At 61.0% G+C, this 21,426-nt stretch carries 19 protein-coding genes; 12 read left to right on the top strand and 7 right to left on the bottom strand.

What is annotated here, in order from left to right:
- The first annotated feature begins 230 nt into the window (after nt 1-230).
- The 4 genes from EXN68_RS21655 to EXN68_RS21670 all read left to right on the top strand — a co-directional run bounded on the left by EXN68_RS21655 (nt 231) and on the right by EXN68_RS21670 (nt 3,742).
- Complete coding sequence (locus EXN68_RS21655) at nt 231-860, top strand: NAD(P)H-dependent oxidoreductase (RefSeq protein ID WP_142842797.1); 630 nt, start codon at nt 231-233, stop codon at nt 858-860.
- Nucleotides 861-1,230: 370 nt separating this feature from the next.
- Nucleotides 1,231-2,271 (top strand): methionine ABC transporter ATP-binding protein, encoded by a 1,041-nt coding sequence (locus tag EXN68_RS21660; protein WP_110760018.1) that lies wholly within the window; start codon nt 1,231-1,233, stop codon nt 2,269-2,271.
- Nucleotides 2,261-2,929 carry a methionine ABC transporter permease gene (locus tag EXN68_RS21665; RefSeq protein WP_142842798.1) on the top strand — a complete coding sequence of 223 codons (669 nt, stop codon included), beginning with the start codon at nt 2,261-2,263 and terminating at the stop codon, nt 2,927-2,929. Before EXN68_RS21660 ends, EXN68_RS21665 begins: the two co-directional genes overlap by 11 nt.
- Before the next feature lie 33 nt (nt 2,930-2,962).
- The gene (locus EXN68_RS21670) at nt 2,963-3,742 is read left to right on the top strand and encodes a MetQ/NlpA family ABC transporter substrate-binding protein (protein WP_110759951.1); all 780 of its coding nucleotides are present in this window, start codon (nt 2,963-2,965) and stop codon (nt 3,740-3,742) included.
- A gap of 71 nt (nt 3,743-3,813) precedes the next feature.
- Here the strand turns inward: EXN68_RS21670 and EXN68_RS27695 are convergent, their stop codons facing one another.
- Nucleotides 3,814-4,044 (bottom strand): hypothetical protein, encoded by a 231-nt coding sequence (locus tag EXN68_RS27695; RefSeq protein ID WP_193559544.1) that lies wholly within the window; start codon nt 4,042-4,044, stop codon nt 3,814-3,816.
- Here EXN68_RS27695 and EXN68_RS21675 point away from each other — a divergent pair.
- The gene (locus EXN68_RS21675; RefSeq protein ID WP_161991437.1) at nt 3,941-6,184 is read left to right on the top strand and encodes a bifunctional diguanylate cyclase/phosphodiesterase; all 2,244 of its coding nucleotides are present in this window, start codon (nt 3,941-3,943) and stop codon (nt 6,182-6,184) included. The two genes, EXN68_RS27695 and EXN68_RS21675, sit on opposite strands and share 104 nt — an antisense overlap.
- Before the next feature lie 6 nt (nt 6,185-6,190).
- Here EXN68_RS21675 and EXN68_RS21680 read toward each other — a convergent pair whose 3' ends face one another.
- The 3 genes from EXN68_RS21680 to EXN68_RS21690 all read right to left on the bottom strand — a co-directional run bounded on the left by EXN68_RS21680 (nt 6,191) and on the right by EXN68_RS21690 (nt 8,203).
- Entirely contained in the window at nt 6,191-6,439 is a 249-nt protein-coding gene (locus EXN68_RS21680; RefSeq protein ID WP_161991438.1) for a hypothetical protein, read from the bottom strand.
- Nucleotides 6,440-6,555: 116 nt separating this feature from the next.
- Complete coding sequence (locus tag EXN68_RS21685; RefSeq protein ID WP_142842801.1) at nt 6,556-7,842, bottom strand: glycerate kinase type-2 family protein; 1,287 nt, start codon at nt 7,840-7,842, stop codon at nt 6,556-6,558.
- A 4-nt stretch (nt 7,843-7,846) separates the two neighbouring features.
- Nucleotides 7,847-8,203: a DUF1304 domain-containing protein gene (locus EXN68_RS21690; RefSeq protein ID WP_080820661.1), complete on the bottom strand. Its 357-nt coding sequence runs from the start codon at nt 8,201-8,203 to the stop codon at nt 7,847-7,849.
- A gap of 230 nt (nt 8,204-8,433) precedes the next feature.
- Here EXN68_RS21690 and EXN68_RS21695 point away from each other — a divergent pair, with 230 nt between their 5' ends.
- From EXN68_RS21695 to EXN68_RS21705, 3 genes are read left to right on the top strand one after another with little or no spacing between them, the layout of a single operon-like run.
- Nucleotides 8,434-9,198 (top strand): ImuA family protein, encoded by a 765-nt coding sequence (locus tag EXN68_RS21695; protein ID WP_142842802.1) that lies wholly within the window; start codon nt 8,434-8,436, stop codon nt 9,196-9,198.
- Complete coding sequence (locus EXN68_RS21700) at nt 9,113-10,630, top strand: Y-family DNA polymerase (RefSeq protein ID WP_193559541.1); 1,518 nt, start codon at nt 9,113-9,115, stop codon at nt 10,628-10,630. The genes EXN68_RS21695 and EXN68_RS21700 overlap by 86 nt, the downstream gene beginning before the upstream one ends.
- The gene (locus EXN68_RS21705) at nt 10,627-13,905 is read left to right on the top strand and encodes an error-prone DNA polymerase (protein ID WP_142842803.1); all 3,279 of its coding nucleotides are present in this window, start codon (nt 10,627-10,629) and stop codon (nt 13,903-13,905) included. Before EXN68_RS21700 ends, EXN68_RS21705 begins: the two co-directional genes overlap by 4 nt.
- Nucleotides 13,906-13,919: 14 nt before the next feature.
- On the opposite strand, the gene EXN68_RS21710 is transcribed toward EXN68_RS21705, so the two are convergent.
- Together EXN68_RS21710 and EXN68_RS21715 are read right to left on the bottom strand one after the other, a co-directional pair.
- Nucleotides 13,920-14,558, bottom strand: a complete 639-nt coding sequence (locus EXN68_RS21710) for a class I SAM-dependent methyltransferase (protein WP_142842804.1) — start codon at nt 14,556-14,558, stop codon at nt 13,920-13,922.
- An 83-nt stretch (nt 14,559-14,641) separates the two neighbouring features.
- Entirely contained in the window at nt 14,642-15,580 is a 939-nt protein-coding gene (locus EXN68_RS21715; RefSeq protein ID WP_065117686.1) for an AraC family transcriptional regulator, read from the bottom strand.
- 181 nt (nt 15,581-15,761) lie between these two features.
- Here EXN68_RS21715 and EXN68_RS21720 point away from each other — a divergent pair, with 181 nt between their 5' ends.
- Entirely contained in the window at nt 15,762-16,979 is a 1,218-nt protein-coding gene (locus EXN68_RS21720; protein ID WP_065117703.1) for an MFS transporter, read from the top strand.
- A 125-nt stretch (nt 16,980-17,104) separates the two neighbouring features.
- Here the strand turns inward: EXN68_RS21720 and zigA are convergent, their stop codons facing one another.
- Nucleotides 17,105-18,307 (bottom strand): zinc metallochaperone GTPase ZigA, encoded by a 1,203-nt coding sequence (zigA, locus tag EXN68_RS21725; protein WP_142842805.1) that lies wholly within the window; start codon nt 18,305-18,307, stop codon nt 17,105-17,107.
- A gap of 296 nt (nt 18,308-18,603) precedes the next feature.
- Between zigA and aztA the strand changes: the two genes are divergently transcribed.
- From aztA to aztC, 3 genes are read left to right on the top strand one after another with little or no spacing between them, the layout of a single operon-like run.
- On the top strand, nt 18,604-19,461 hold the full coding sequence (aztA, locus tag EXN68_RS21730; RefSeq protein ID WP_142842806.1) for a zinc ABC transporter ATP-binding protein AztA: 858 nt from the start codon (nt 18,604-18,606) through the stop codon (nt 19,459-19,461).
- Nucleotides 19,454-20,320: a zinc ABC transporter permease AztB gene (gene aztB / locus EXN68_RS21735; protein ID WP_077768092.1), complete on the top strand. Its 867-nt coding sequence runs from the start codon at nt 19,454-19,456 to the stop codon at nt 20,318-20,320. Before aztA ends, aztB begins: the two co-directional genes overlap by 8 nt.
- A 29-nt stretch (nt 20,321-20,349) precedes the next feature.
- Entirely contained in the window at nt 20,350-21,345 is a 996-nt protein-coding gene (gene aztC / locus EXN68_RS21740; RefSeq protein WP_142842807.1) for a zinc ABC transporter substrate-binding protein AztC, read from the top strand.
- Nucleotides 21,346-21,426 lie beyond the last annotated feature (81 nt).

Raw genomic sequence — 21,426 nt, forward strand, 5'->3', positions numbered from 1 at the left:
ACGCTCGGGTCGTCTTGATGGATCCCCGGGGTCAAGCCCGAGGATGACGGAGAGCAACTTCGAAAGTTCCGTCCCCTTATTATCAGTTTCCCAAACTTTTTTATCGGTTACCTGGCGGTGCCTGCTTGTGCCCGCCAGCCCGTCGCCTATGTCAGACAGGCTACGAAGCGTAGCGCCCGTTCTGTCACCCAAGGGGTAGGGCGGGCTGGTCCTCCCAAGGGAAAACGAACATGCTTATCGAAAAACTCAACTGGCGTTATGCCACCAAGAAAATGGACCCTTCCAAGCCGGTGTCCGAAGACAAGGTCGAGCGCATCGTCGAGGCGGCGCGGCTCGCGCCCACCTCCAGCGGTCTTCAGCCTTTCGAGGTGATCGTTGTCACCGATCCTGACGTGCGCGCCAAGATCCGCGAGATCGCCTGGAACCAGGCGCAGGTCACCGATGGCTCGCATCTGCTGGTATTTGCGGCGTGGGACAACTACACCGAAGAGCGGATCAACCATATGTTCGATCTGGTCAATGAAGAACGCGGCATCAAGAATGAAGGCTGGGAAGCCTATCGTCAGATGCTGCTCACCTCCTATCCGCAGCGCGACCAGCAGGTGAATTTCGAACATGCCGCCCGTCAGGCCTATATCGGTTTCGGCATGGCGGTGGCGCAGGCCGCTTTCGAGGGCGTTGATTCCACCCCGATGGAAGGTTTTGATCCGGCCAAGCTCGATGAAATTTTGGGCCTTCGTGAAAAGGGTCTGCGCTCCGTTACCATCCTGCCGCTGGGTTATCGCCAGCCCGATGGCGACTGGCTGGTGAACCTGAAAAAGGTGCGCCGCCCGCTCGAGGAATTCACCAGCCGCGTGTGATTTTCATATCGTCGCGAAATCTTGACTACCGCAGGGTCGCCAAGGCGGCTTTGCGGTAGATTTTTTCTCTCTTTTCAGATAATTGAAAAAACATCCCTGTTAAAAGGTGGCGCCTGCGGGCAAGTATGCGCCATCGAATTGCCGATCCCCGGCATTTCTGAGTGAAAGCCTGACGAAATGACCCGGAAAATCAGCTGTCATCGAATGTGCCCCTAGGCTGCATGAAGAGAGCGGTTTCGTGCCGCAGCAGGATTTTTTGAGACCCGATCCGTCACGCGTTTTCCCAGAGTTTACAATGAATTTTCCATCATCCGCGGCACCGCCCGCGACCCGGCCACAGGCGGCCCCGGAGCGGGCGGTCAACGACCCGATGGTCACGTTTGAAGGCGTGACCAAGACATTCGGCGGTACGAGCGGCAAGCCCGGCTTTGCTGCTCTGGCCGGTATCGATTACGTCGTGCCGAAAGGCTCCATCACCGGCATCATCGGCCGCTCCGGCGCTGGCAAGTCGACGCTTATCCGCCTCGCCAACGGCCTTGAAAAACCCTCGTCCGGCCGTGTGGTCGTCGATGGTGTCGATGTCGCGGCGCTGGATGAAAAGAACCTGCGCACGCTACGCCGTTCCGTCGGCATGATCTTCCAGCACTTCAATCTTCTCTCCTCGCGCACCGCTTTCGACAATGTGGCTTTGCCGCTCGAAATATCGGGCATGGGCAAAAGGGAAATCGAGACCCGCGTTGGACCGCTGCTTGATCTCGTCGGGCTCTCCGACAAGGCGAAGCGTTATCCGGCGGAACTCTCCGGTGGCCAGAAGCAGCGTGTCGGCATTGCCCGCGCGCTTGCCACCCAGCCGAAGCTGCTCCTGTCCGACGAAGCGACCTCGGCGCTCGATCCGGAAACGACGCAATCCATTCTCGAGCTTCTGAAGCGCATCAATGCCGAGCTTGGTCTCACCGTGCTGCTCATCACCCACGAGATGGAGGTGGTGAAGACCATCGCCTCGCAGGTGGCTGTCATCGACAGGGGCCTGATCGTCGAGGAAGGTACGACCTTCGACATTTTCACCGCGCCGAAACACGAGACGACCCGCAGCCTGCTGTCGTCCTCGGTCGGCGTGAAGCTGCCGCACTGGGTCACTTCGGGTCTGAAGCCTCAGGCGGCGGAAGGCGACCGCGTTCTGGTACGTCTGGTCTTCTTCGGCGAAACGGCGTTTCAGCCGCTGACGGCCCGCCTGGTCGCTGAAATCGGCCCTGACGTGAACATTCTTGCCGGCACCATCGAGGAAATTTCCGGCGAACCCTTCGGCTCGCTGGTGGTCTCCTATCCGGCCTCGGCGGAAGTCACGGCCCGCGCCGGCCGCTTTTATGCGGAAACCGGTCTTCACACGGAGGTGCTCGGTTATGTCGCCTGATATGATCTTCAACCTTCTCTTGAAGGGCCTGCTGCAAACCCTGCATATGGTCGCGGTCGCCGGCATCGTCGGCTCCATCATCGGCGTGCCGATGGGCGTTTTCCTCGCCACCAGCGGCAAGGGCGAACTGTTTCCAGCACCGATGACCAACCGTATTCTCGGCCTCATCGTCAACGCGGCGCGCTCAACACCCTTCATCATTCTTGTCGTGGCCATCATTCCCTTCACCCGGCTGGTGGCGGGCACATCGATCGGCACCAGTGCGGCCATCGTGCCGCTGACGGTCGCGACCGTTCCCTTCATTGCAAGGCTGGTGGAGGCGGCAATCCGCGAGGTGGACAAGGGTCTGATCGAAGCCGCCCGCGCCATGGGTGCGACACCGCTGCAGATCGTCACCAAGGTGCTGCTTGCCGAAGCAAAGCCCGGCATCACGCTGGCGCTCACGCTTACGCTGGTCAGCCTCATCGGTTATTCGGCCATGGTCGGTGCTGTTGGCGGCGGCGGGCTGGGCGATCTCGGCATCCGCTATGGCTACCAGCGCTTCATGCCTGACGTGATGCTGGCCGTGGTTCTGGTGCTCATCGTGCTGGTGCAACTGGTGCAGAGCGCCGGCGACCGGCTGGCGCGCAGCTTCGACAAGCGGACCCGCAAGAATTAACTGCGTTTATAATAACAACCCAAGGAGACACCCATGAAAAAACTCATCCTCGCGGCTTCGCTCGCCGCTCTCTTCACCGCCGGTCAGGCGCTGGCCGAGACCATCAAGATCGGCGTTACCCCCGCCGAGCACGCGCAGATCATGGAGCAGGTGAAGAAGATTGCGGCCGCCAAGGGCCTCGATATCGATATCATCGAATTCTCCGATTATGTCGTGCCGAACCAGGCGCTGAACGATGGCGAGCTGCAGGCCAATTCCTTCCAGCACCAGCCTTACCTCGACAACCAGATCGCTGACCGCAAGTTCGATCTCGTCAGCGTCGGCACCACCATCACCACCCCGATGGGCGTTTATTCCAAGAAGGTGAAGAACCTTGACGAGCTGAAGGACGGCGCGACCATCGGCATTCCGAACGACCCGACCAATGGCGGCCGTGCGCTTCTGGTTCTCGCTTCCAAGGGCGTTCTCAAGGTCAAGGAAGAAGCCGGCCTGAAGGTAACGCCTGCCGACATCACCGAAAACCCGAAGAACATCCAGATCGTCGAACTTGATGCTGCCCAGCTGCCCCGTTCGCTTGACGACACCGACGCTTCGGTCATCAACACCAACTATGCCACGGCAGCGGGCCTGAACCCGAAGAAGGACGCCATCGCGATCGAAAGCGAAAAGTCCCCTTACGCCAACATCATCGCCGTCCGTGCGCAGGACAAGGACAAGCCCTGGGTGAAGACGCTGGTGGAATCCTACCACAGCCCGGAAGTGAAGGCCTTCATTCTGGAAAAGTATAACGGCACGGTCATCCCGTCCTGGTAATCCCTGTTCGCCCTGGCGGACGTTTCGGCCTCTCCCGTTCGCGGGGGAGGTTTTTTCTTTGTGGCGCGCGTTTAAATCCATTTTTTATGAAAAACCCCCGGCATTTCATGGAAGGATTTTTCAGGTTCGCAGCCAGACTGTCGTTTTATACCCGTATCTTTTTGGGGCGTCGTCACAATGCCGTTTAACGGCTTTTGAATGTTTCCTTCGCAAGATGATGCTTTCGAAGGGGAATTTATGCGGATTGCGCCGCGAAACATTGGGGAATATTTGCCGGTCGGGCGCAGAACCGCCGTCGGCATCGTATTGTCCACTTTTGCGCTGGTGCTTCTCATCGTCACCGCGCTGGTGCTGTCCGCCCTCAGCCAGGTCCGGGAAAAGGCGAACCTGCTTGACAATGCCCGCTCCCGCGAGACCACGGCGGGTGCTCTGGTCACCTTCCGCGAGCAGCTTGGCGCCACGCTTAACGACTACGCCGCCTGGGACGATGCCGCCGAATATGTCTATGCGCCAGACAGGTTCGACTGGATAGCCAGCAATTACGGCGACATGACGGTCAACAACGATCTCTTCGATACCGCTGTCGTTCTCGACGAGGCTGGTGGGGTTCGCATGGCCTACCAGAACGGCAAGCCCGTCACATGGGCGCCTGACGCCTATTTCGCTGCAGGTCTGGAGGAGATGATCGAACGCGTGCAGGCCATGCGTCCGGGCATCACTTCCCAGGTCACCGGTTTTGTCAAAACCGACGATGGCGTTGCTGCCACGGGCGTTGCGCTGGTGCGGCTGAAGTCTGGTGCTCTGCCGCCCGTTGGTGCGGAGCGGCGTTATCTGATTTTCGCCCGCCATCTCAAACAGGCGATGGTGGACAAGCTTGCCCGCAACTACGTCATCGATGGTTTGGAACTGCAATATGGCGACGCGCCTTCGGCCAACCATGTGGATATCGTCAATCCGCTCGGCGATGTGCTGGCGCGGCTCGTCTGGCGTTCGCATTTGCCGGGCGATGTCAGTTTCCACGAGGCGCGGCCGGTGGTCTTCACCGCGCTCGGTATTGCCGGCACGTTCTTTCTGGTACTGCTCATCATCGGCTCGGCCACGCTTGACCGGCTGAAGGCGGATGAGGCGGCAGCAAGGGAAGAGGCGCTGCGCGACCGCCTGAGCGGGCTCAGCAACCGCGCCGGTCTGTTTGCCAAGCTGAACCGCATGGTGGGCAAGGCCCGTCACGACAGAACCGATATCAAGCTGCTCTACCTCGATCTCGACGGTTTCAAGGAAATCAACGATTCCTACGGCCATGCCGCCGGTGACCGGCTGATCAAGGGCGTGGCGGCAGCACTTCGGGTGCTGGTGCCGGAAGGCGCGGTGCTGGCGCGGCTCGGCGGCGATGAATTCGCCATCGCCATTCAGGGCAACGATGTCTGGTCGGAAGGCCGCAAGCTGTGTCTGGCGCTGCTCGAACTTTTCACCGAACCCTTCAGCATCGGTGAAAGGGTGGCGAGCATCGGCTGCAGTATAGGCACCTCGGTTTCCCGTGCCGGTGATATCAATGGCGAGGAACTGCTGCGCCGGGCCGATATGGCCATGTATCAGGCCAAGGAGAACGGGCGCGGGCGTTACGTTTCCTATGAGCTGAAGATGGATGCGCTGCGTGAGGAAAAGCTGCAGCTCGAGGCTGATCTTCGCTGCGCCATCCTCAACGACGAGATTACCGTGGTCTATCAGCCGGTCGTCAACGCTGCGACGCGCTGCATTACCGGGGTGGAAGCGCTGGCGCGCTGGCAAAGGCCGGGGCATGGCTTCGTGCCACCGGATATCTTCATCGCGGCTGCCGAAACCAGTGGCCTCATCGACCGGCTTGGCCTTATGGTTCTGCACAAGGCCTGCGAGACGGCGCGGCAATGGCCGTCCATCAAGCTATCCGTCAACATTTCACCCGTGCAGTTCCGAAATCCCGCCTTTTCCGGTCATGTGGCGGATATTCTCGCGGCGACGCAGACGCCATCCGAACGGTTGCGGCTGGAAATGACGGAAGGCTATTTCATCCAGCATCCGGAGCGGGCTGGTGCTGCGATCGACAAGCTGAAACAGCTTGGCCTGCATATTGCGCTTGATGATTTCGGTGCCGGATTTGCAAGCGTCGGATATCTGCGCCGCTTCGGTTTCGACCGGATGAAGATCGACCGGTCACTGGTCGTGGCGCTGGAACATGGCGGGCGCTCTCTGGAAATGCTGCAGGCCACCGTGGCGCTGGCGAAATCGCTCGATATTCCGGTGACGGCGGAAGGCATCGAGACCGAAGAACAGGCCGCCATCCTGCATCTGTGCGGCTGCGACGAGTTGCAGGGTTACCTGTTTTCGAAACCGGTGGCCGCCGAAGACATCACCATCATGGTGGAAGCGCAGAACGCGCCGCTCTTTGCACTTCGGGCAGGGGCGTAAACGACATCAATTGATGCGTGTTGACTGTTGCGGCAGCCGTTGTGTCACGGGGCAACCGTCCTGAACCTTGGTCCAGGACGAGACGTTGAGCTTCATCTCGCAACGCGCCAGATAGGAGCCGCCATCCACCTTCAGGCAGGATGTCTGGCCGAGTTCGAACATGGTGCCGCGATTTCGGCATTTGCAATTGTGAGCATCCGCCAAGGTGGGTATGAGGGCCATGATCAGCCCGGCTATGAGCACTCCAGAACGCATGGCTGAGGCTCCAAAGGACATGCCCCAGATTATACCTCTCCGAGAATATAGTCAAAATGGCCGTGCCTGCGGGTGGGCGCAGCTGATGGCCGTGGCCCGCTCCACCCCTCCCGATTTCAGCCGATCAAGATCGCCCTGATATCATTCACATTGGTCAGCGTCGGCCCCGTCACCACGAGATCACCGACCCCTTTGAAAGCGGTATAGCTGTCGTGGTTTACGAGCGACTGGCGCGGATCGACACCGGCAGCGCGCATGCGGGCAAGCGTATCCGGTGTCACCACCGCCCCTGCCGCATCCTCCACGCCGTCTATGCCGTCGCTGTCGCCGGCAATCGCCCAGATGCCGTCAGCACCCTTCAGCGTCAGTGCAAGGCTCAGCAGAAACTCCGTGTTGCGGCCGCCTTTGCCGGCCGGTCCCTTGCCGCCAACTCCCCTGTTCAGCGTGACCGTGGTTTCGCCGCCCGAAAGCAAAACGGCCGGGCCTTTGACCGGCAGGCCCTTGCGGCTGGCGGAGAGAGCAATGCCGGCCATGACCGCGCCGACATCCCTGGATTCACCTTCGAGGGAATCGCCGAGGATAAGCGGCGTAAGGCCAAGCTTCACCGCCTCATCCGCCGCCGCCTGCAGGGCAAGCGAGGGGGCCGCGATCATCCTGACATCCTCGTCGATATCGCCGGCCTTCGGTGTTTCTTCGCCCTTTTCCAGCACCCTGCGCACGGTTTCGGGAAGATCGAGCTCATAACGCGAGACGATTTCCCGCACGGTTTCAATATCGCTTGGATCGGCAACCGTCGGGCCGGAGGCGATTTCGGAGGGGTCGTCTCCGGGCACGTCGGAAATCAGCAGTGAAACAACCTTGGCCGGCTTGGCGGCCAGCGCCAGCCGTCCGCCCTTGATGCGGGAGAGGTGCTTGCGCACGGCGTTCATTTCCGAAATCGTCGCGCCGCTGGCCAAGAGGGCACGATTGACGGCCATCTTGTCGGCAAGCGTCATGCCTTCGGCGGGGGCGACCATCAGCGCCGAACCGCCGCCGGAAATCAGCGCGATCACCATGTCCTCGGCGGTCAGGCCTTCAACGGCGGCGAGAATGCGTTTGGCCGCCTCAGCACTTTTGTCATCAGGTACGGGATGGGAAGCCTCGATAATCTCGATACGGGAGGTTGGGACGGCATGGCCATAACGGGTCACCACCACACCGGAGAGATCGACATCCGCCCAGGCCTTGTCGAGTGCTGCGGCCATGGCGGCCGAGGCCTTGCCCGCCCCCACCACCACGCAGCGGCCTTTGGGCGGGGAGGGAAGGTGGTGTTGCAGCACCTTCGCCGGATCGGCGCTTGCGACTGCCGCCATGAAAATCCGGTTGAGGGCGTCTTTGGCGCGGCTGTCATTCCATGCGGTCATCGGTTCACACTCCAATCCAGAGCGCGCCAAGCGCCAAAAGGGCGGGCAGCGCCTGAATGAACAGGATCTTCATGGTATTGGCGGTAACGGCACCGAAAATACCGGCCACCAGAACGCAGGTAAGGAAGAAGACCTTGAAGCTCAGCCCGGTATCGCCCTGCATGAGCCCATAGATCAGCCCGGCTGCCAGAAACCCGTTATAAAGCCCCTGATTGGCGGCCAGCACCTTCGTCTGCCGGGCGAAATCCGCCGAGAGACCAAAGGCCTTGCGGCCGGCCGGCTTTTCCCACAGCAGCATTTCCAGAATGACGATGTAAATGTGGATGGCCGCAACCACGGCAATCAGAATGCTGGCGATCATCGGCGGTTTCCTCCAAAACCCTGATGTCCGTGGTGCATCGGTTCTCTTGAGAAGAACGGCAGCGAACGGACAATTCCGTTTTAACGGCGGGACGAAGCGCTGCAAGGGCTTAATCCTCTCTTCCCGTGCAAACTGTTGATGAGCGACAGCCTGTTGCTTGACTCTTTGCTGAAATAGGAACAAAACAAGAACAGCAAGATTGAAAATCCGGAATTGAAAACCGTCATGCCATGCAAAAGCGCGCGGACCAGTTGCTCGTTGTCGAAGAGCTGCGTGAAAGGCTGGAAAGGATCGGTAACGGCCCTGAACGGCTGCACGAGACCCTGCCTTTCGGCGTGGATGCCATCGACCATCACCTGCCGGGAGGCGGGCTGAAGCTCGGTTGCCTGCATGAGCTGAGTGGCGGCGGCAATGGCGCTGCCGATGGGGCAGCGGCAGCGCTGTTTGCTGCCGGTGTGGCGGCACGGCTTTCCGGCAAGGTTTTATGGTGTGTCACCCGGCGGGATCTGTTCATGCCGGGCCTGACGCAGGCCGGCCTGTCGCAGAACCGGCTCATCATCGTTGAATGCCGCGATGAGAAAGGCGTGCTCGACTGTTTCGAGGAGGGCTTGCGCTGCAATGGTTTCGGCGCGGTGATGGGTGAAGTGGCGAAACTGCCGATGACCGCCTCTCGGCGGCTGCAGCTGGCGGCGGAAACCTCTGGGGTTACCGGCATCGCCATCCGCCGCTTCCGGCGTCAAGCCGATGCGGCGCTGTTCGGGGAGCCGACGTCGGCGGTGACCCGCTGGCGCATTTCCGTGCGGCCTTCATCCCCCCTGCCGGTGCCGGGGGTGGGCAGGCCGCGCTGGTTTCTCGAACTTTTGCGATGTCGCGGCGGCGAAAGTGCCGAATTTGAAGTGGAAGCCTGTGATGCAAAGGGTCGTCTCGCTCTACCTGCCGACATGGCCGACGGATCGTTTCCGGCGTCTTTCGGGCAAGAACGCGCCGCCGGCTGAAAAGCCGCTGGTCATGATTGGTCGTCAGGGCAGCCGCCGGCTGGTGCTGGCGCTCGACAAGGCGGCAAAGGCGGCGGGCATCCGCCCCGGCACACCGGTCAGCAAGGCGCAGGCGCTGGTGCCGGGTCTTCTCGTTGAAGATCTGGATGCGGCTGGTGATGCCCGCGCCCTGCAGCAGCTGGCCTTTCATTTCCTGCGCATCTATGCCCCGATCGTCGCCGCCGACCCACCCGACGGGCTGGTGCTGGACACGGCGGGTGCGGATCATCTGCACGGCAATGAGACGCTGATGCTGAGCGGCATGGTCAACCGCCTGCATGCCGCCGGTTTCTCTGCCCGTGCCGCCATTGCCGATAGCTGGGGTGCGGCCCATGCGCTGGCGCGTTTTAGCCGTGACGCGATCAGCATCGTGCCGTCGGGCGGGCAGCGGGCGGCGATCAGCGGCTTGCCGCTTGCTGCGCTCAGGCTGGAGGAGCGTATCGTTTCCGGGCTGAAGGTGCTCGGTTTCCGCAGCATCGGCGAGCTTGCCGAAGCCCCGCGCGCGCCGCTGACCCTGCGTTTCGGCCCCGAGATCGTTCGCCGTCTTTCCCAGGCGCTCGGCGAGATCGGCGAACCCATCGAACCGGTGCGCGTGGCCGAACTGGTGGAGGTGCGGCGCGCCTTTCCCGAACCCATCGCAGCGGCGGAAACGATTGCCCGTTATAGCCAAAAGCTGGTTGCCGAACTTTGCGTCGCGCTGGAAAAACGCGGCCTCGGCGCGCGCCGGGTCGATCTGGTGCTGCACCGGGTGGATAGCGGCCTGCAGGCCATACGGGCCGGCACGTCCAGACCGGTGCGCGATGTCAAACAGCTTGTCCGGCTTTTGACTGACCGCATCGACACTATCGATCCCGGCTTCGGCATCGAGATGATGGTGCTGACCGCCACCCATGCCGAGCCGCTTATCGCCGCGCAGGCCCGTTCTTCGCTTCTGGAGGAAGTCCGTGCGGAAATCGCCGATACGGTCGATGTCATCCTCAATCGCGGCCACCGGGTCTATCGTTATGCGGCGGTGGCAAGCGATGTGCCGGAACGTTCCCTTACTTCAGTTGCGGCGCTGGCGGCGGAGGATACGCTCGGTTGGCCCGGCCACTGGCCGCGTCCGGTCAGGCTTTTTGCAAGGCCTGAACCCATCGAGACGCTGGCGCTGCTGCCCGACCATCCGCCGCGTTATTTCCTCTGGAAAGGCGTGCGCCATAATGTCAGGCGCGCCGACGGGCCGGAACGGGTGTTCGGCGAATGGTGGAAACGCGACCGGGAAAAGGCCGCCGTACGCGATTATTTCATGGTGGAAAACGAAGGTGGCGAGCGCTTCTGGATTTTCCGCTCCGGTGATGGCGAACATGCCGAAACGGGTTCGCAGGGCTGGTTCATCCATGGGGTCTTCGCATGAATGCGCCCCGTTATGCCGAACTGCAGGTGACCACGCATTTTTCCTTCCTGCGCGGGGCAAGCTCCTGCGAAGAGCTTTTCGAACAGGCCAAAAGCCTCGGCATCGAGGCGCTGGGTATTGTCGACCGCAACAGTCTTGCCGGCATTCCCCGCGCTTATGAAGCCGCCAATAATCATGGCATCCGCCTCATCATCGGCTGCCGGCTCGATCTGGACGATGATCTTTCCGTGCTCGCCTATCCCATGGATCGTGCGGCTTACGGGCGGCTTTGCCGGCTGCTTTCCACCGGCAAGAAAAGAGGCGGCAAGGGCAAATGCCGGCTGGCTTGGGACGATCTTGTTGCCTATGGCGAAGGCCTGATCGTCGTGTTGCTCGCTGACCTCGCGGATGATCTCTGCGCGCTTCGCCTGCGGCGGCTCAAAGCCGCCTTTGCCGACCGGGCCTATATGGCACTCAGCCTCAGAAGACGCCCCAACGACCAGATGCGGCTTTTCGAGCTATCGGAGATGGCGCAGGTCGCAGGTGTGCCGACCGTGGTGACTAATGACGTGCTCTTTCATGTGCCGGAACGGCGCATGCTGCAGGATGTCGTCACCTGCATCCGTCATAATTGCACCATCGATGAGGCCGGTTTCCGCCGCGAACGCCACGCCGACCGCTATATGAAGCCGCCGGAAGAGATGCACCGGCTGTTTGCCCGTTACCCTGAAGCGCTCTCTCGCAGCCTTGAAATTGCGAAACGCTGCAAATTTTCGCTGAAGGAACTGGTCTATCAATATCCCGAGGAGCGCAGCCTGCCGGGGCTGACGGCGCAGCAGGCGCTGGAGAAGATGGTATGGGAAGCGGTGCCGGGGCGGTATCCGAAGGGTTTGCCTGAGAAGGTGGAAAAGGCGTTGCATCATGAGCTGGCGGTTGTCGGCAGGCTGCAATATGCCTCCTATTTCCTGACGGTGAATGCCATTGTCCGTTATGCGCGTTCAAAAGATATTCTATGTCAGGGGCGTGGTTCGGCGGCCAATTCGGTTATCTGTTTTGTGCTTGGCATCACCGCCATCGATCCCGCTCTTTTCAGCAATCTCGTCTTTGAACGGTTCGTTTCCGAGAACCGGGGAGAACCGCCGGATATCGACGTAGATTTTGAACACCAGCGGCGTGAAGAGGTCATTCAGTGGGTCTATGACACCTATGGCCGTGACAAGGCCGCACTCTGCTCCGTCGTTACCCGTTATCGCGGGCGTGGGGCGCTGCGCGATGTCGGCAAGGTTCTGGGCCTGCCGGAAGACCTGACCAAGCTTCTGTCTTCGCAGGTCTGGCGCTGGAGCGAAGGGGTGGGTGAAAAGCAGGTAAAGGAACTGAACCTCAATATGGAGGATCGCCGCCTGAAGCTTGCCTTCGAACTGGCCAACCAGCTTGTGGGCACACCGCGCCATCACAGCCAGCATCCGGGCGGCTTTGTTCTGACCCATGACCGGCTGGACGAACTGGTGCCGATCGAACCCGCCGCCATGGATGATCGCCAGATCATCGAATGGGACAAGGACGATATCGATGTCGTGAAGTTCATGAAGATGGATTGCCTGGCGCTTGGCATGCTCTCCTGCATGAAGCGCGGCTTCGACATGCTGGAGGCACGCACGGGCGAGAAATATGATCTCGCCGCCATGCCGCCGGATGACGGGCCTACCTATGCCATGATCCAGAAGGCCGATACGCTCGGCACGTTCCAGATTGAAAGCCGGGCGCAGATGTCGATGCTGCCGCGCCTGAGGCCGAAGGAGTTTTACGACCTCGTCATTCAGGTTGCCATCGTTCGCCCCGGCCCCATTCAGGGGGATATGGTGCATCCCTATCTACGCCGCCGGCAGGGAAAGGAGCCGGTCCTTTTTCCGAAAAAAGAACTTGAAAGCGTCCTGGGAAAGACGATGGGTGTTCCGCTGTTTCAGGAGCAGGCGATGCGGATCGCCATGGATTGCGCCGGTTTCACCGCGGATGAAGCGGACCAGCTGCGCCGGGCCATGGCGACTTTCAAGAATGTCGGCACCATTTCCAAATTCAGGGAGAAACTGGTCACGGGCATGGTAGAGCGCGGTTATGAGCAGGAATTCGCCGAACGCATCTTCAAGCAGCTGGAAGGTTTCGGCAGCTATGGTTTCCCCGAAAGCCACGCGGCTTCCTTCGCGCTGATTGCTTACGCCTCCTCATGGCTGAAATGCCATCATCCCGATATTTTCTGTACGGCGCTTCTCAACTCGCAGCCCATGGGTTTTTACGCCCCGGCGCAGATCGTGCGCGATGCGCGTGATCATGGTGTCGAGGTGCGTCCGGTCTGCGTTAATAACAGCCGCTTTGATTGTACGCTTGAGCCTACGGGCAAGAAGAATGGCAAGGGTGAGGAGCGCTTTGCCGTGCGGCTTGGCCTGCGCATGGTGAAGGGGCTTTCCAATGACCATGCTGCAAAAATCGTCGCCGCCCGGCAGGATCGGCCCTTTGCCTCCGTCGATGATCTGTGGCGAAGGGCGGGTGTTCCGGCCGCCGCCCTTGTCTGTCTGGCGGAGGCCGATGCCTTTTTGCCGGCGCTTTCGCTTGCCAGGCGCGAGGCGCTCTGGGCCATCAAGGCCCTGCGGGATGAGCCGCTGCCGCTTTTCGCCGCCGCTGCCATCAGGGAAAATGCCGTTATCGAAGAGCTTCAGGAACCCTCCGTTGCGCTCCGGCCCATGACTGATGGTGGCGAGGTGGTGCAGGATTATGGCCATGTGGGGCTGACGCTGCGCGAACACCCCATGACCTTCCTGCGGCATGATCTTTCCCGCCGCCGCATTGTCACCTGTGCGGAGGCGGTGCGCGTTCGGGATGGCACATGGCTGGAAACGGCCGGTCTGGTGCTGGTGCGCCAGCGCCCCGGTTCGGCAAAGGGCGTGATCTTCATGACGCTGGAGGACGAGACGGGCATTGCCAATGCGGTGCTGTGGGTCAAAACCTTCGAAAAATACCGCCGCGTGGTGTTGTCCGCCGGCATGGTCGGCATTTACGGCAAGATCCAGCGGGAAGGTGAGGTGGTGCATCTGGTCGCCCACCGGCTGACCGATCTGTCGCAGGCCCTGGCAAGCGTGGGCGAGCGCAACCACGCCTTTCCCCTGCCGCATGGGCGTGGTGACGAGTTTCATCACGGCATGCCGCCGGATGATCACCGCGTTATCAGGAAACGCCCGCCGCCCGCCGACCATGATGACGATGCGGTCGAGCGGATAAAGGTCATTTCCCGCAATTTTCACTGAGAAGGCGGCTCAGCTCACCTCTTGCGCGCCACGATGTAAGGGCGGTTGTCATTGCCCTTCGTTGCATGAATTTCCGTCGCCAGAATGTCGAAACCACCGGCGTTTATATGCCGGCCAAGTTCGGCCGCGTTGAACACGCCGGCATAGGGCGCCTTGCCGATTGCCCGCATCGCGGGCAGGACAAGGCGGATAAGCGGGTTCATATCGCCGACACAGGGGGTCTTGGTAATGAGCAGGCCGTGCGGGGCAAGCAGGGCATGAATGTGCCGCAGCGTGCCGGGCAGGTCGCGGACCAGATGAAGATAGTTGAAACCCAGTACCGCGTTGAACTGCCTGTCGCCCGGCACAAGCGCTTCCGCAGTCGTTGTGCTGAAGGTGAGGTTGTGGAGAGAACCGGCGGCTTGTTGTCTCTCTTTGGCAATTGCGATCATGTCGGCGGAAATATCCGTCGCGAGGTAGTCTTTGACACTAGCCGCCAGCCGGATCGCCGTCGTCCCGGTGCCGCAGCCCAGTTCCAGTATGTTGTCGTCGGGTTTCAGCAGGGCGCGGGTCCGCTCCAGCGTGCGCGCATATCCGGCCTCGTCTGAAATTCTGCCTTTCGCATATTTCCGTGCTGACCGGTTCCAGAAACGGGCGTCGTCGGCCATGCTCATGGTGGATGCTCCCCGGATGGTGCCCTTCCGCTTCAGGCGGATCTGTTCTCACACACTATCCTTACCCGGTTTGTCCGAAGCTTTTAAGCCGCATCCTCCAGCCCGGCCGTATCCTTGCGGCGGAACTGGCTGGGTGGCGCGCCGAGCACCCGTTTGAAGGCGCGGCTGAAGGAGGCTTCGGAATCGTAACCGAGCTTTTCCGCAGCGAGCGTCACGCGCATGCCTTCGCGCAGCCATAACCGTGCCTGATGCATGCGCACGCGCACCACATACCGCGCCGGGCTTTCACCCACCACGCGGGTGAAACGTTCCGCGAAACTGGAGCGGGATGCGCCCATCAGCGAGGCAAGCTCTTCCACACTCCAGTCCTTTTCCGGGGTGAGGTGGATGGCGGCCAGCACCCGCCCGAGTTCGGGATTGCGCACGGCGGCCAGCCAGCCGCTGGAATCGCCGCAGCCATGTTCCACCCAGGTGCGGATCAGGGTCGCGGTCAGCACATCGGCAAGCCTTGCCAGAATGCCACCGGCGCCGACGCGGTTCAGCTCCACTTCGCGCGCCATGGCTTCCAGCAGGTGGGGAATGGCCGGGTCGCTTTTGGCCAGGTCGCTGGTCAGCATCACATCCGGCATCAGCTGCAGCAGCGGGTGCAGATTATCCATGTTGAAACGCATGGAAGCGGTAAAGGCCACGGTATCGCCGCCGGCGCTGGCGCATTGCATGTCGAAAATGCCCTGGCAGACTTCCTTTTTGCCGAAACGGTCAAAGGGCGAGGGCGTCACATTCTCGCCGCTGGCAAGCACATGGGCGTGCCCGCGCGGCAGAAGCACGGCATCGCCGCATTTAAGCATCAGCCATTCGCCGGAAGGCTTTCGCAGCTTCGCCTGGCCGACGCCGATAAAATGAAACCGCGCCGCTTCCTGTTCGGGAAAGGCGGTGGCCCAGGGGGTGGCCATGCGGCAGCGGCCATATTCCACGCCGTCAAGCCTCAGACCTCGCAGCATTTCCGTCAGGGCATCATTCATGACATCTCGCAAATTCGGACGATTGGTTAAGGAATACGGATTTTCTAGCATGGAAACGCCGGGGTGTCACGCATAGCTTATGACCATCGATTTGCGGGCGCTGAACCGGCCTCCCAGCGGTTTCATCGTCTTGCCCTTCCATTTCAGGGCGCATTCTGGCAATGCGCATCAGGAGATTTTCATGAATAACCGGACCATAAACGAACTCGAATATGTGCCGCGGAGAAAAGAGCCGGATGCGAAGTGGGCCGCCGTGGTTTCGCTTTCGCTCGGTGTCTTCGGGCTGGTGACGGCGGAATTTCTGCCGGTCAGCCTTCTGACGCCGCTATCGGAAGATCTTGCCATCAGCTCCGGCATTGCCGGGCAATCCATCACCGTCACCGCACTGGTTGCGGCGGTTGCCGGCCCCGGCGTCGTCATCGGCACACGCGGCATTGACCGCCGCTGGACACTTCTCGGGCTCACCACGCTGCTGATCATTTCCAGCACGCTTGCCGCCTTTGCCAACGGGCTTTTCATGCTGTTTGCATCGCGCGTCCTGCTCGGCATCGGCCTTGGTGGTTTCTGGGCCATGTCGGCGGCGCTGGCGCTGCGGCTCGTGCCGCTCGACAAGATGCCGCGTGCCATGGCCATCATCCTGACAGGGGTTTCAGTCGCCACCGTCTGTGCCGCACCGGTGGGCGCATGGATCGGCGCGACGCTCGGCTGGCGCGCGGCCTTCGTGGTTGCGGGTGTGCTCGGTGTTATCGCACTTGCCGTGCAGCTGCTCACCATTCCGTCTCTGCCGCCGGCCGGCGCACCCGGTCTTTCCACCATGTTCCGGCTGCTGCAGCGGCCGCAGGTCCGGATCGGCCTTCTGACAACGCTGTTCATCGTTGCGGGTCACTTCGCCGGCTTCACCTATGTTCGCCCGTTCCTGGAGGACGTGCCGCAGCTCGGCGTCGAAGCGATTTCCCTCGTTCTTCTGGTTTATGGCATCGGTGGTTTCTTCGGCAATCTCTTCGGCGGTTTCCTTGCCGAGAAGAACACGGCATGGGCCGTGACCTTCGCCGCGACGCTGATTGCCGCTTCGGCCTCCATTCTGGTGATTGCCGGCGCATCTCCCGTCGTTGCGGGTGTCGCCATCGCTTCCTGGGGTTTTGCCTTCGGCGCGCTTCCGGTCAGTGTGCAGAGCTTCATCACCCGCGTAGCTTCGGATGAGGCGGAAAGTGCCGGCGCGCTGCTGCTCACCACCTTCCAGATCGCCATTTCCAGCGGCGCGGTTCTCGGCGGCCTGCTGATCGATCTGCAGGGGGCAACGATGGTCTTCGTCTTCGTGGCAATTTCTGCCCTTCTCGGCGCATCGCTCATGGCGTCGCGCCGGGGTGTGGTGCCGCAGGTAGAGGCATCGCAGGGATAAGAACCCGGCTAAAATAAAAGGCCCGCTTTCGAGCGGGCCTCCGGATAGGAGCCGCGTAACGCGGCTCTTTTTTGTAGGTGACGGGCAGGGGAACGCTGGATGTACAGCACACCGCCCCGGTCCTGTCAGGCGGCTTGTCTGTCCCAGTTGGCGAAGGGGTCCGGCAGGTGTCGCCATGCGTCGGGCGTGAAGGCTTCGGTGTCGATCAGGCAGGCATCGAGCTGGGCGCGGATGCGGGCCTCGCTCATCGGGTCGGAGCCGATGAAGACGATCTCCTGTCGCCGGTCGCCGAAGACCGGATCTAGATAGGGCTTCATCATGTCGATAAACTGTTTTTCACGCGGCCATTGCTCCTTGGGCACGGCGGACCACCACAGGCCCATCTTGCCGGTGCGCACCAATGCGCCCGCCTGGCTGATCTCGCCGACATAACGTGGCCGTGTCGCCAGCCAGAAAAAGCCCTTGGCGCGCACCACCCCCGGCCAGGCACGATCGATAAAGCGCTGGAACAGTACGGGGTCGAACGGTTTTTTGGCGCGGTAAACGAAGGAGCGGATGCCATATTCCTCGGTTTCGGGAATGTGGTCCTTGAAGCCGTGCAGTTCCTTGAACCACAGGGGATGTTCTTCGGCCCTGGCGAAATCGAAGCGACCGGTGCCGAGTACCTCCTTCAGTTCCACCCTGCCGAAATCCGCCTCGATGAGTTTCGCATCCGGGTTCAGCCCGACGATGATCTTGCGGGCCGCATCCCGCTCCTCGGGCGTGGCGGTGCCGATCTTGTTGAGGACGACCACATCGGCAAATTCAATCTGCTCGACCAGAAGGTCGACGATGGTGCGGTTGTCGCCATCACCCGCCGTTTCGCCCCGGTCGGCCAGAAAATCGGATGAACCATAATCATTGAGAAGATTGGCGGCATCCACCACCGTTACCATCGTATCCAGCTGCGCGACATCAGACAGGCTGCGGCCGTTCTCGTCACGGAAATCGAAGGTGGCGGCCACGGGAAGCGGCTCGGCGATGCCGGTGGATTCAATCAGCAGATAATCGAAGCGGCCCTGTTCGGCGAGCGCACGCACCTCGGTCAAGAGGTCGTCGCGCAGCGTGCAACAGATGCAGCCATTGGTCATTTCCACCAACTGTTCCTCGGTGCGCGAGAGATTGGCGCCGCCATCCCGCACCAGCGCCGCATCGATATTGATTTCACTCATATCGTTGACGATCAACGCCACGCGCAGGCCATCACGATTGGCGAGGATGTGGTTGAGGAGGGTGGTTTTGCCAGCGCCTAAAAAGCCGGAGAGGACGGTGACGGGGAGTTTTTTCATGGGGACCTCGTTCTGTGGCAACAGTCGCGTGGGCGTTATGACGACCACGGCAGGCGATCTGGAAACGGAGGATTTTTGGAGTGCCGGTTCCAGTTGTGTAACGTAATAACATTACATATACGCGACATGTCAACGGGCTTTGGAAAAAAAGCATCTGCGGAAGCGTGAGGTCTCTGCCCACCAGCGTGCCGCTCTGACTTTCCAATAGTTAATGTTATTTCATTACGTATTCGTTTGACGAATGTAATAACATTACATATCAAGGGTCCGAATGAAACCCCGCCCAGGAGGGATCGATGAGCGATCCGTGCCTCACCTTCACAAATCTGACGCTTGGATATGCCGGCCGTGCGGCCGTGCATCATCTGGATGGCGATATCACCAAGGGATCGCTCACCGCGGTTGTCGGCGCCAATGGCTCGGGCAAATCGACGCTGATGAAGGGTATCGCCGGCATCTTGAAACCGCTCGGCGGTGAGTGCCGGATCAGCGCAGGCATTTCCGTCGCCTATCTGCCGCAGCAATCGGAACTCGACAGGTCGTTCCCGGCTCAGGTGCGCGATCTCGTTGCGCTGGGTCTCTGGCCCAGGCGCGGCCTGCTTGGCCGCCACCGTTCTGAGGACAAAGCGGCGATGGGCCGGGTGATGGAAGCGGTCGGGCTTTCCGGCTTTGAAAAGCGCAATATAGATTCGCTCTCCGGTGGCCAGATGCAGCGTGCCCTGTTTGCCCGCGCCATGTTGCAGGACGCGCAGTTGATCCTGCTGGATGAGCCCTTCAATGCCGTTGATGAGCGCACCGTCACCGATCTTCTGGTGCTGATCAAGGCATGGGTTGCGGAAGGCCGCACGGTGCTCGCCGTCCTGCATGACCATCAGCTGGTGCGGCAGCATTTCCCCCAGACCCTGTTTCTCGCGCGGCGTCTCGTCGGCCTTGGCCCGACAGCCGATGTCCTTAAGCCGGAAAACATGCGCCAGGCGCGGCATTTCCACGAGGCATGGGAGGAAAATGCACCGTGGTGCGCGCCGGGTGATGCGCCAAGGAACAATGCGCCAGTGACCAATGCACCGGCGATCGATGCGCTCGATGCCGGGCCGCGAGCGGCATCATCCCATTCCCACATCCACTCCCACGCAAATTCGAATGCCCATGGCTGATTTCTTCATCGAACCCTTTGTTCAATATGTCTTCATGCAGCGGGCGCTTGCCGGCGCCTTGATCCTTGCCATCAGCTGCGGGCCGGTCGGGGTGTTCCTGATGCTGCGGCGCATGAGCCTTACGGGCGATGCCATGTCGCACGCCATCCTGCCGGGGGCGGCCGTCGGCTTTCTGTTTTACGGGCTGGAAATCCTGCCGATGACGATTGGCGGGCTGGTGGTCGGCCTCGTGGTGGCGCTGGGGGCCGGTGCGGTGTCGCGTTTCACTGTCCAGAAGGAGGACGCCTCGCTTGCCGCCTTTTATCTGATTTCACTGGCGCTCGGCGTTTTGCTCGTTTCGTGGCGCGGCTCCAGCGTCGATCTCATGCATGTGCTGTTCGGCACCGTGCTGGCGCTGAACAACGAGGCGCTCAGCCTCATCAGCGGCATCTGCATCGTGACGCTGGTGGTGATGATCACCTTCTGGCGGGCGCTTTTGGCGGAATGCCTCGATCCCCTGTTTCTACGCTCGGTCAGCAACTGGGGCAGCCCGGTGCATTTCCTCTTCCTCGCCATCGTCGTGCTCAATCTGGTTGGTGGTTTTCAGGCGCTCGGAACGCTGCTTTCGGTCGGCCTGATGATGTTGCCCGCCGCCGCCAGCCGGTTCTGGTCCAACCGCGTGGCACCCATGTGCTTCATCTCGATCGGCATCGGCATGGTTTCCTGCTTTGCCGGCCTCATCCTGTCCTATCACGCGTCGCTGCCCTCGGGCCCGGCGATCATCCTTTCGGCGGGCGTTATCTACGCGCTCTCCATTCTCGTCGGCACGCGCGGCTTGCTCGGCGATCTTCTCGGTTCCGGCCGCCACAGAACGGCCTGAAAACAGCGTTCGAAAAAAGGAGAACCTTCATGTTCAGAACCCTCCGTCTTGCCACCTGCGCAAGCCTTCTTACCCTTTCCCCGGTCCTGATTGCGCAGGCTTCGGCTGCCGAAATCAAAGTCGTGGCCAGCTTCTCGATCATCGCCGATTTCGCCAAAAATGTCGGCGGCGACCGCGTCGAGATCACCACGCTCGTGGGTCCGGATGGCGATGCGCATGTCTATGAGCCGCGTCCGGCCGATGCGGTTGCCGTCAGCAAGGCTGGCGTCGTGCTGGTCAATGGCCTGGAATTTGAAGGATTCCTGAAGCGGCTGATTGATACCAGCGGCACCAAGGCGCCGGTCGTTGAACTGACCAAGGGTGTCGAGCCGCTGAAACTTTCCGAAGAGCCGGCCGGCCATGCCCATCCGGAAGCGGAAGAAGAGGAAGGCCACGACCACAAGGCTGAAGAAGCCGGCCACGACCACGGTCATGAGGGACACCACCATCACGGTGAATTCGACCCGCATGCCTGGCAGTCGATCAAGAACGCGGAAATCTATGTGAAGAACATTGCCGGCGCATTTTGCGAGGTCGACAAGGCCGGTTGCGCCACATACACCGCCAATTCCGATGCCTATATCGCCAAGCTTGCCGCTCTGAACGAGAAGGTGAAGACCGAAATCGCCGCCATCCCGCCGGAAAAGCGCGTCATCATCACCTCGCATGACGCCTTCGGTTATTTCGAGCACGCTTATGGACTGAACTTCCTGGCGCCCGAGGGCATCTCGACGGAATCCGAAGCTTCGGCCGCTGATGTCGCCAAGCTCGTGGATCAGGTCAAACACGACAAGGCTTCGGCGATCTTCGTCGAAAACATCACCGACAAGCGGCTGATCGACCAGATCGCCAGCGAAACCGGCCTGAAGGTTGGCGGCACGCTCTATTCCGACGCGCTTTCCACCGCCGATGGCCCGGCCGCGACCTATATCGACATGATCAACCACAATATCCAGACCATCAAGGCGGCGGTGCTCAGCCAGTAAGCTCCGTCATTTCGCTATGAGCCTGGGGAGGGTGGCCTGTGTCACCCTCCCTATTTTTTTGTCTGTCGCCGCGAATCTTGT

This window comes from Martinezella rhizogenes (genome assembly GCF_007002745.1).
Classification (GTDB): domain Bacteria; phylum Pseudomonadota; class Alphaproteobacteria; order Rhizobiales; family Rhizobiaceae; genus Agrobacterium; species Agrobacterium cucumeris.

Coding starts and splice junctions, on each gene's coding strand:
- EXN68_RS21705 (WP_142842803.1), top strand. CDS start 10,627: ATGAATGCGCCCCGTTATGCCGAACTGCAGGTGACCACGCATTTTTCC.
- EXN68_RS27695 (WP_193559544.1), bottom strand. CDS start 4,044: ATGCCGACGGCGGTTCTGCGCCCGACCGGCAAATATTCCCCAATGTTT.
- zigA (WP_142842805.1), bottom strand. CDS start 18,307: ATGAAAAAACTCCCCGTCACCGTCCTCTCCGGCTTTTTAGGCGCTGGC.
- EXN68_RS21695 (WP_142842802.1), top strand. CDS start 8,434: ATGCAAAAGCGCGCGGACCAGTTGCTCGTTGTCGAAGAGCTGCGTGAA.
- EXN68_RS21670 (WP_110759951.1), top strand. CDS start 2,963: ATGAAAAAACTCATCCTCGCGGCTTCGCTCGCCGCTCTCTTCACCGCC.
- EXN68_RS21690 (WP_080820661.1), bottom strand. CDS start 8,203: ATGATCGCCAGCATTCTGATTGCCGTGGTTGCGGCCATCCACATTTAC.
- EXN68_RS21710 (WP_142842804.1), bottom strand. CDS start 14,558: ATGAGCATGGCCGACGACGCCCGTTTCTGGAACCGGTCAGCACGGAAA.
- EXN68_RS21675 (WP_161991437.1), top strand. CDS start 3,941: ATGTTTCCTTCGCAAGATGATGCTTTCGAAGGGGAATTTATGCGGATT.
- EXN68_RS21665 (WP_142842798.1), top strand. CDS start 2,261: ATGTCGCCTGATATGATCTTCAACCTTCTCTTGAAGGGCCTGCTGCAA.
- EXN68_RS21680 (WP_161991438.1), bottom strand. CDS start 6,439: ATGCGTTCTGGAGTGCTCATAGCCGGGCTGATCATGGCCCTCATACCC.
- EXN68_RS21685 (WP_142842801.1), bottom strand. CDS start 7,842: ATGACCGCATGGAATGACAGCCGCGCCAAAGACGCCCTCAACCGGATT.
- aztC (WP_142842807.1), top strand. CDS start 20,350: ATGTTCAGAACCCTCCGTCTTGCCACCTGCGCAAGCCTTCTTACCCTT.
- aztB (WP_077768092.1), top strand. CDS start 19,454: ATGGCTGATTTCTTCATCGAACCCTTTGTTCAATATGTCTTCATGCAG.
- EXN68_RS21660 (WP_110760018.1), top strand. CDS start 1,231: ATGGTCACGTTTGAAGGCGTGACCAAGACATTCGGCGGTACGAGCGGC.
- EXN68_RS21700 (WP_193559541.1), top strand. CDS start 9,113: ATGCAAAGGGTCGTCTCGCTCTACCTGCCGACATGGCCGACGGATCGT.
- aztA (WP_142842806.1), top strand. CDS start 18,604: ATGAGCGATCCGTGCCTCACCTTCACAAATCTGACGCTTGGATATGCC.
- EXN68_RS21715 (WP_065117686.1), bottom strand. CDS start 15,580: ATGAATGATGCCCTGACGGAAATGCTGCGAGGTCTGAGGCTTGACGGC.
- EXN68_RS21720 (WP_065117703.1), top strand. CDS start 15,762: ATGAATAACCGGACCATAAACGAACTCGAATATGTGCCGCGGAGAAAA.
- EXN68_RS21655 (WP_142842797.1), top strand. CDS start 231: ATGCTTATCGAAAAACTCAACTGGCGTTATGCCACCAAGAAAATGGAC.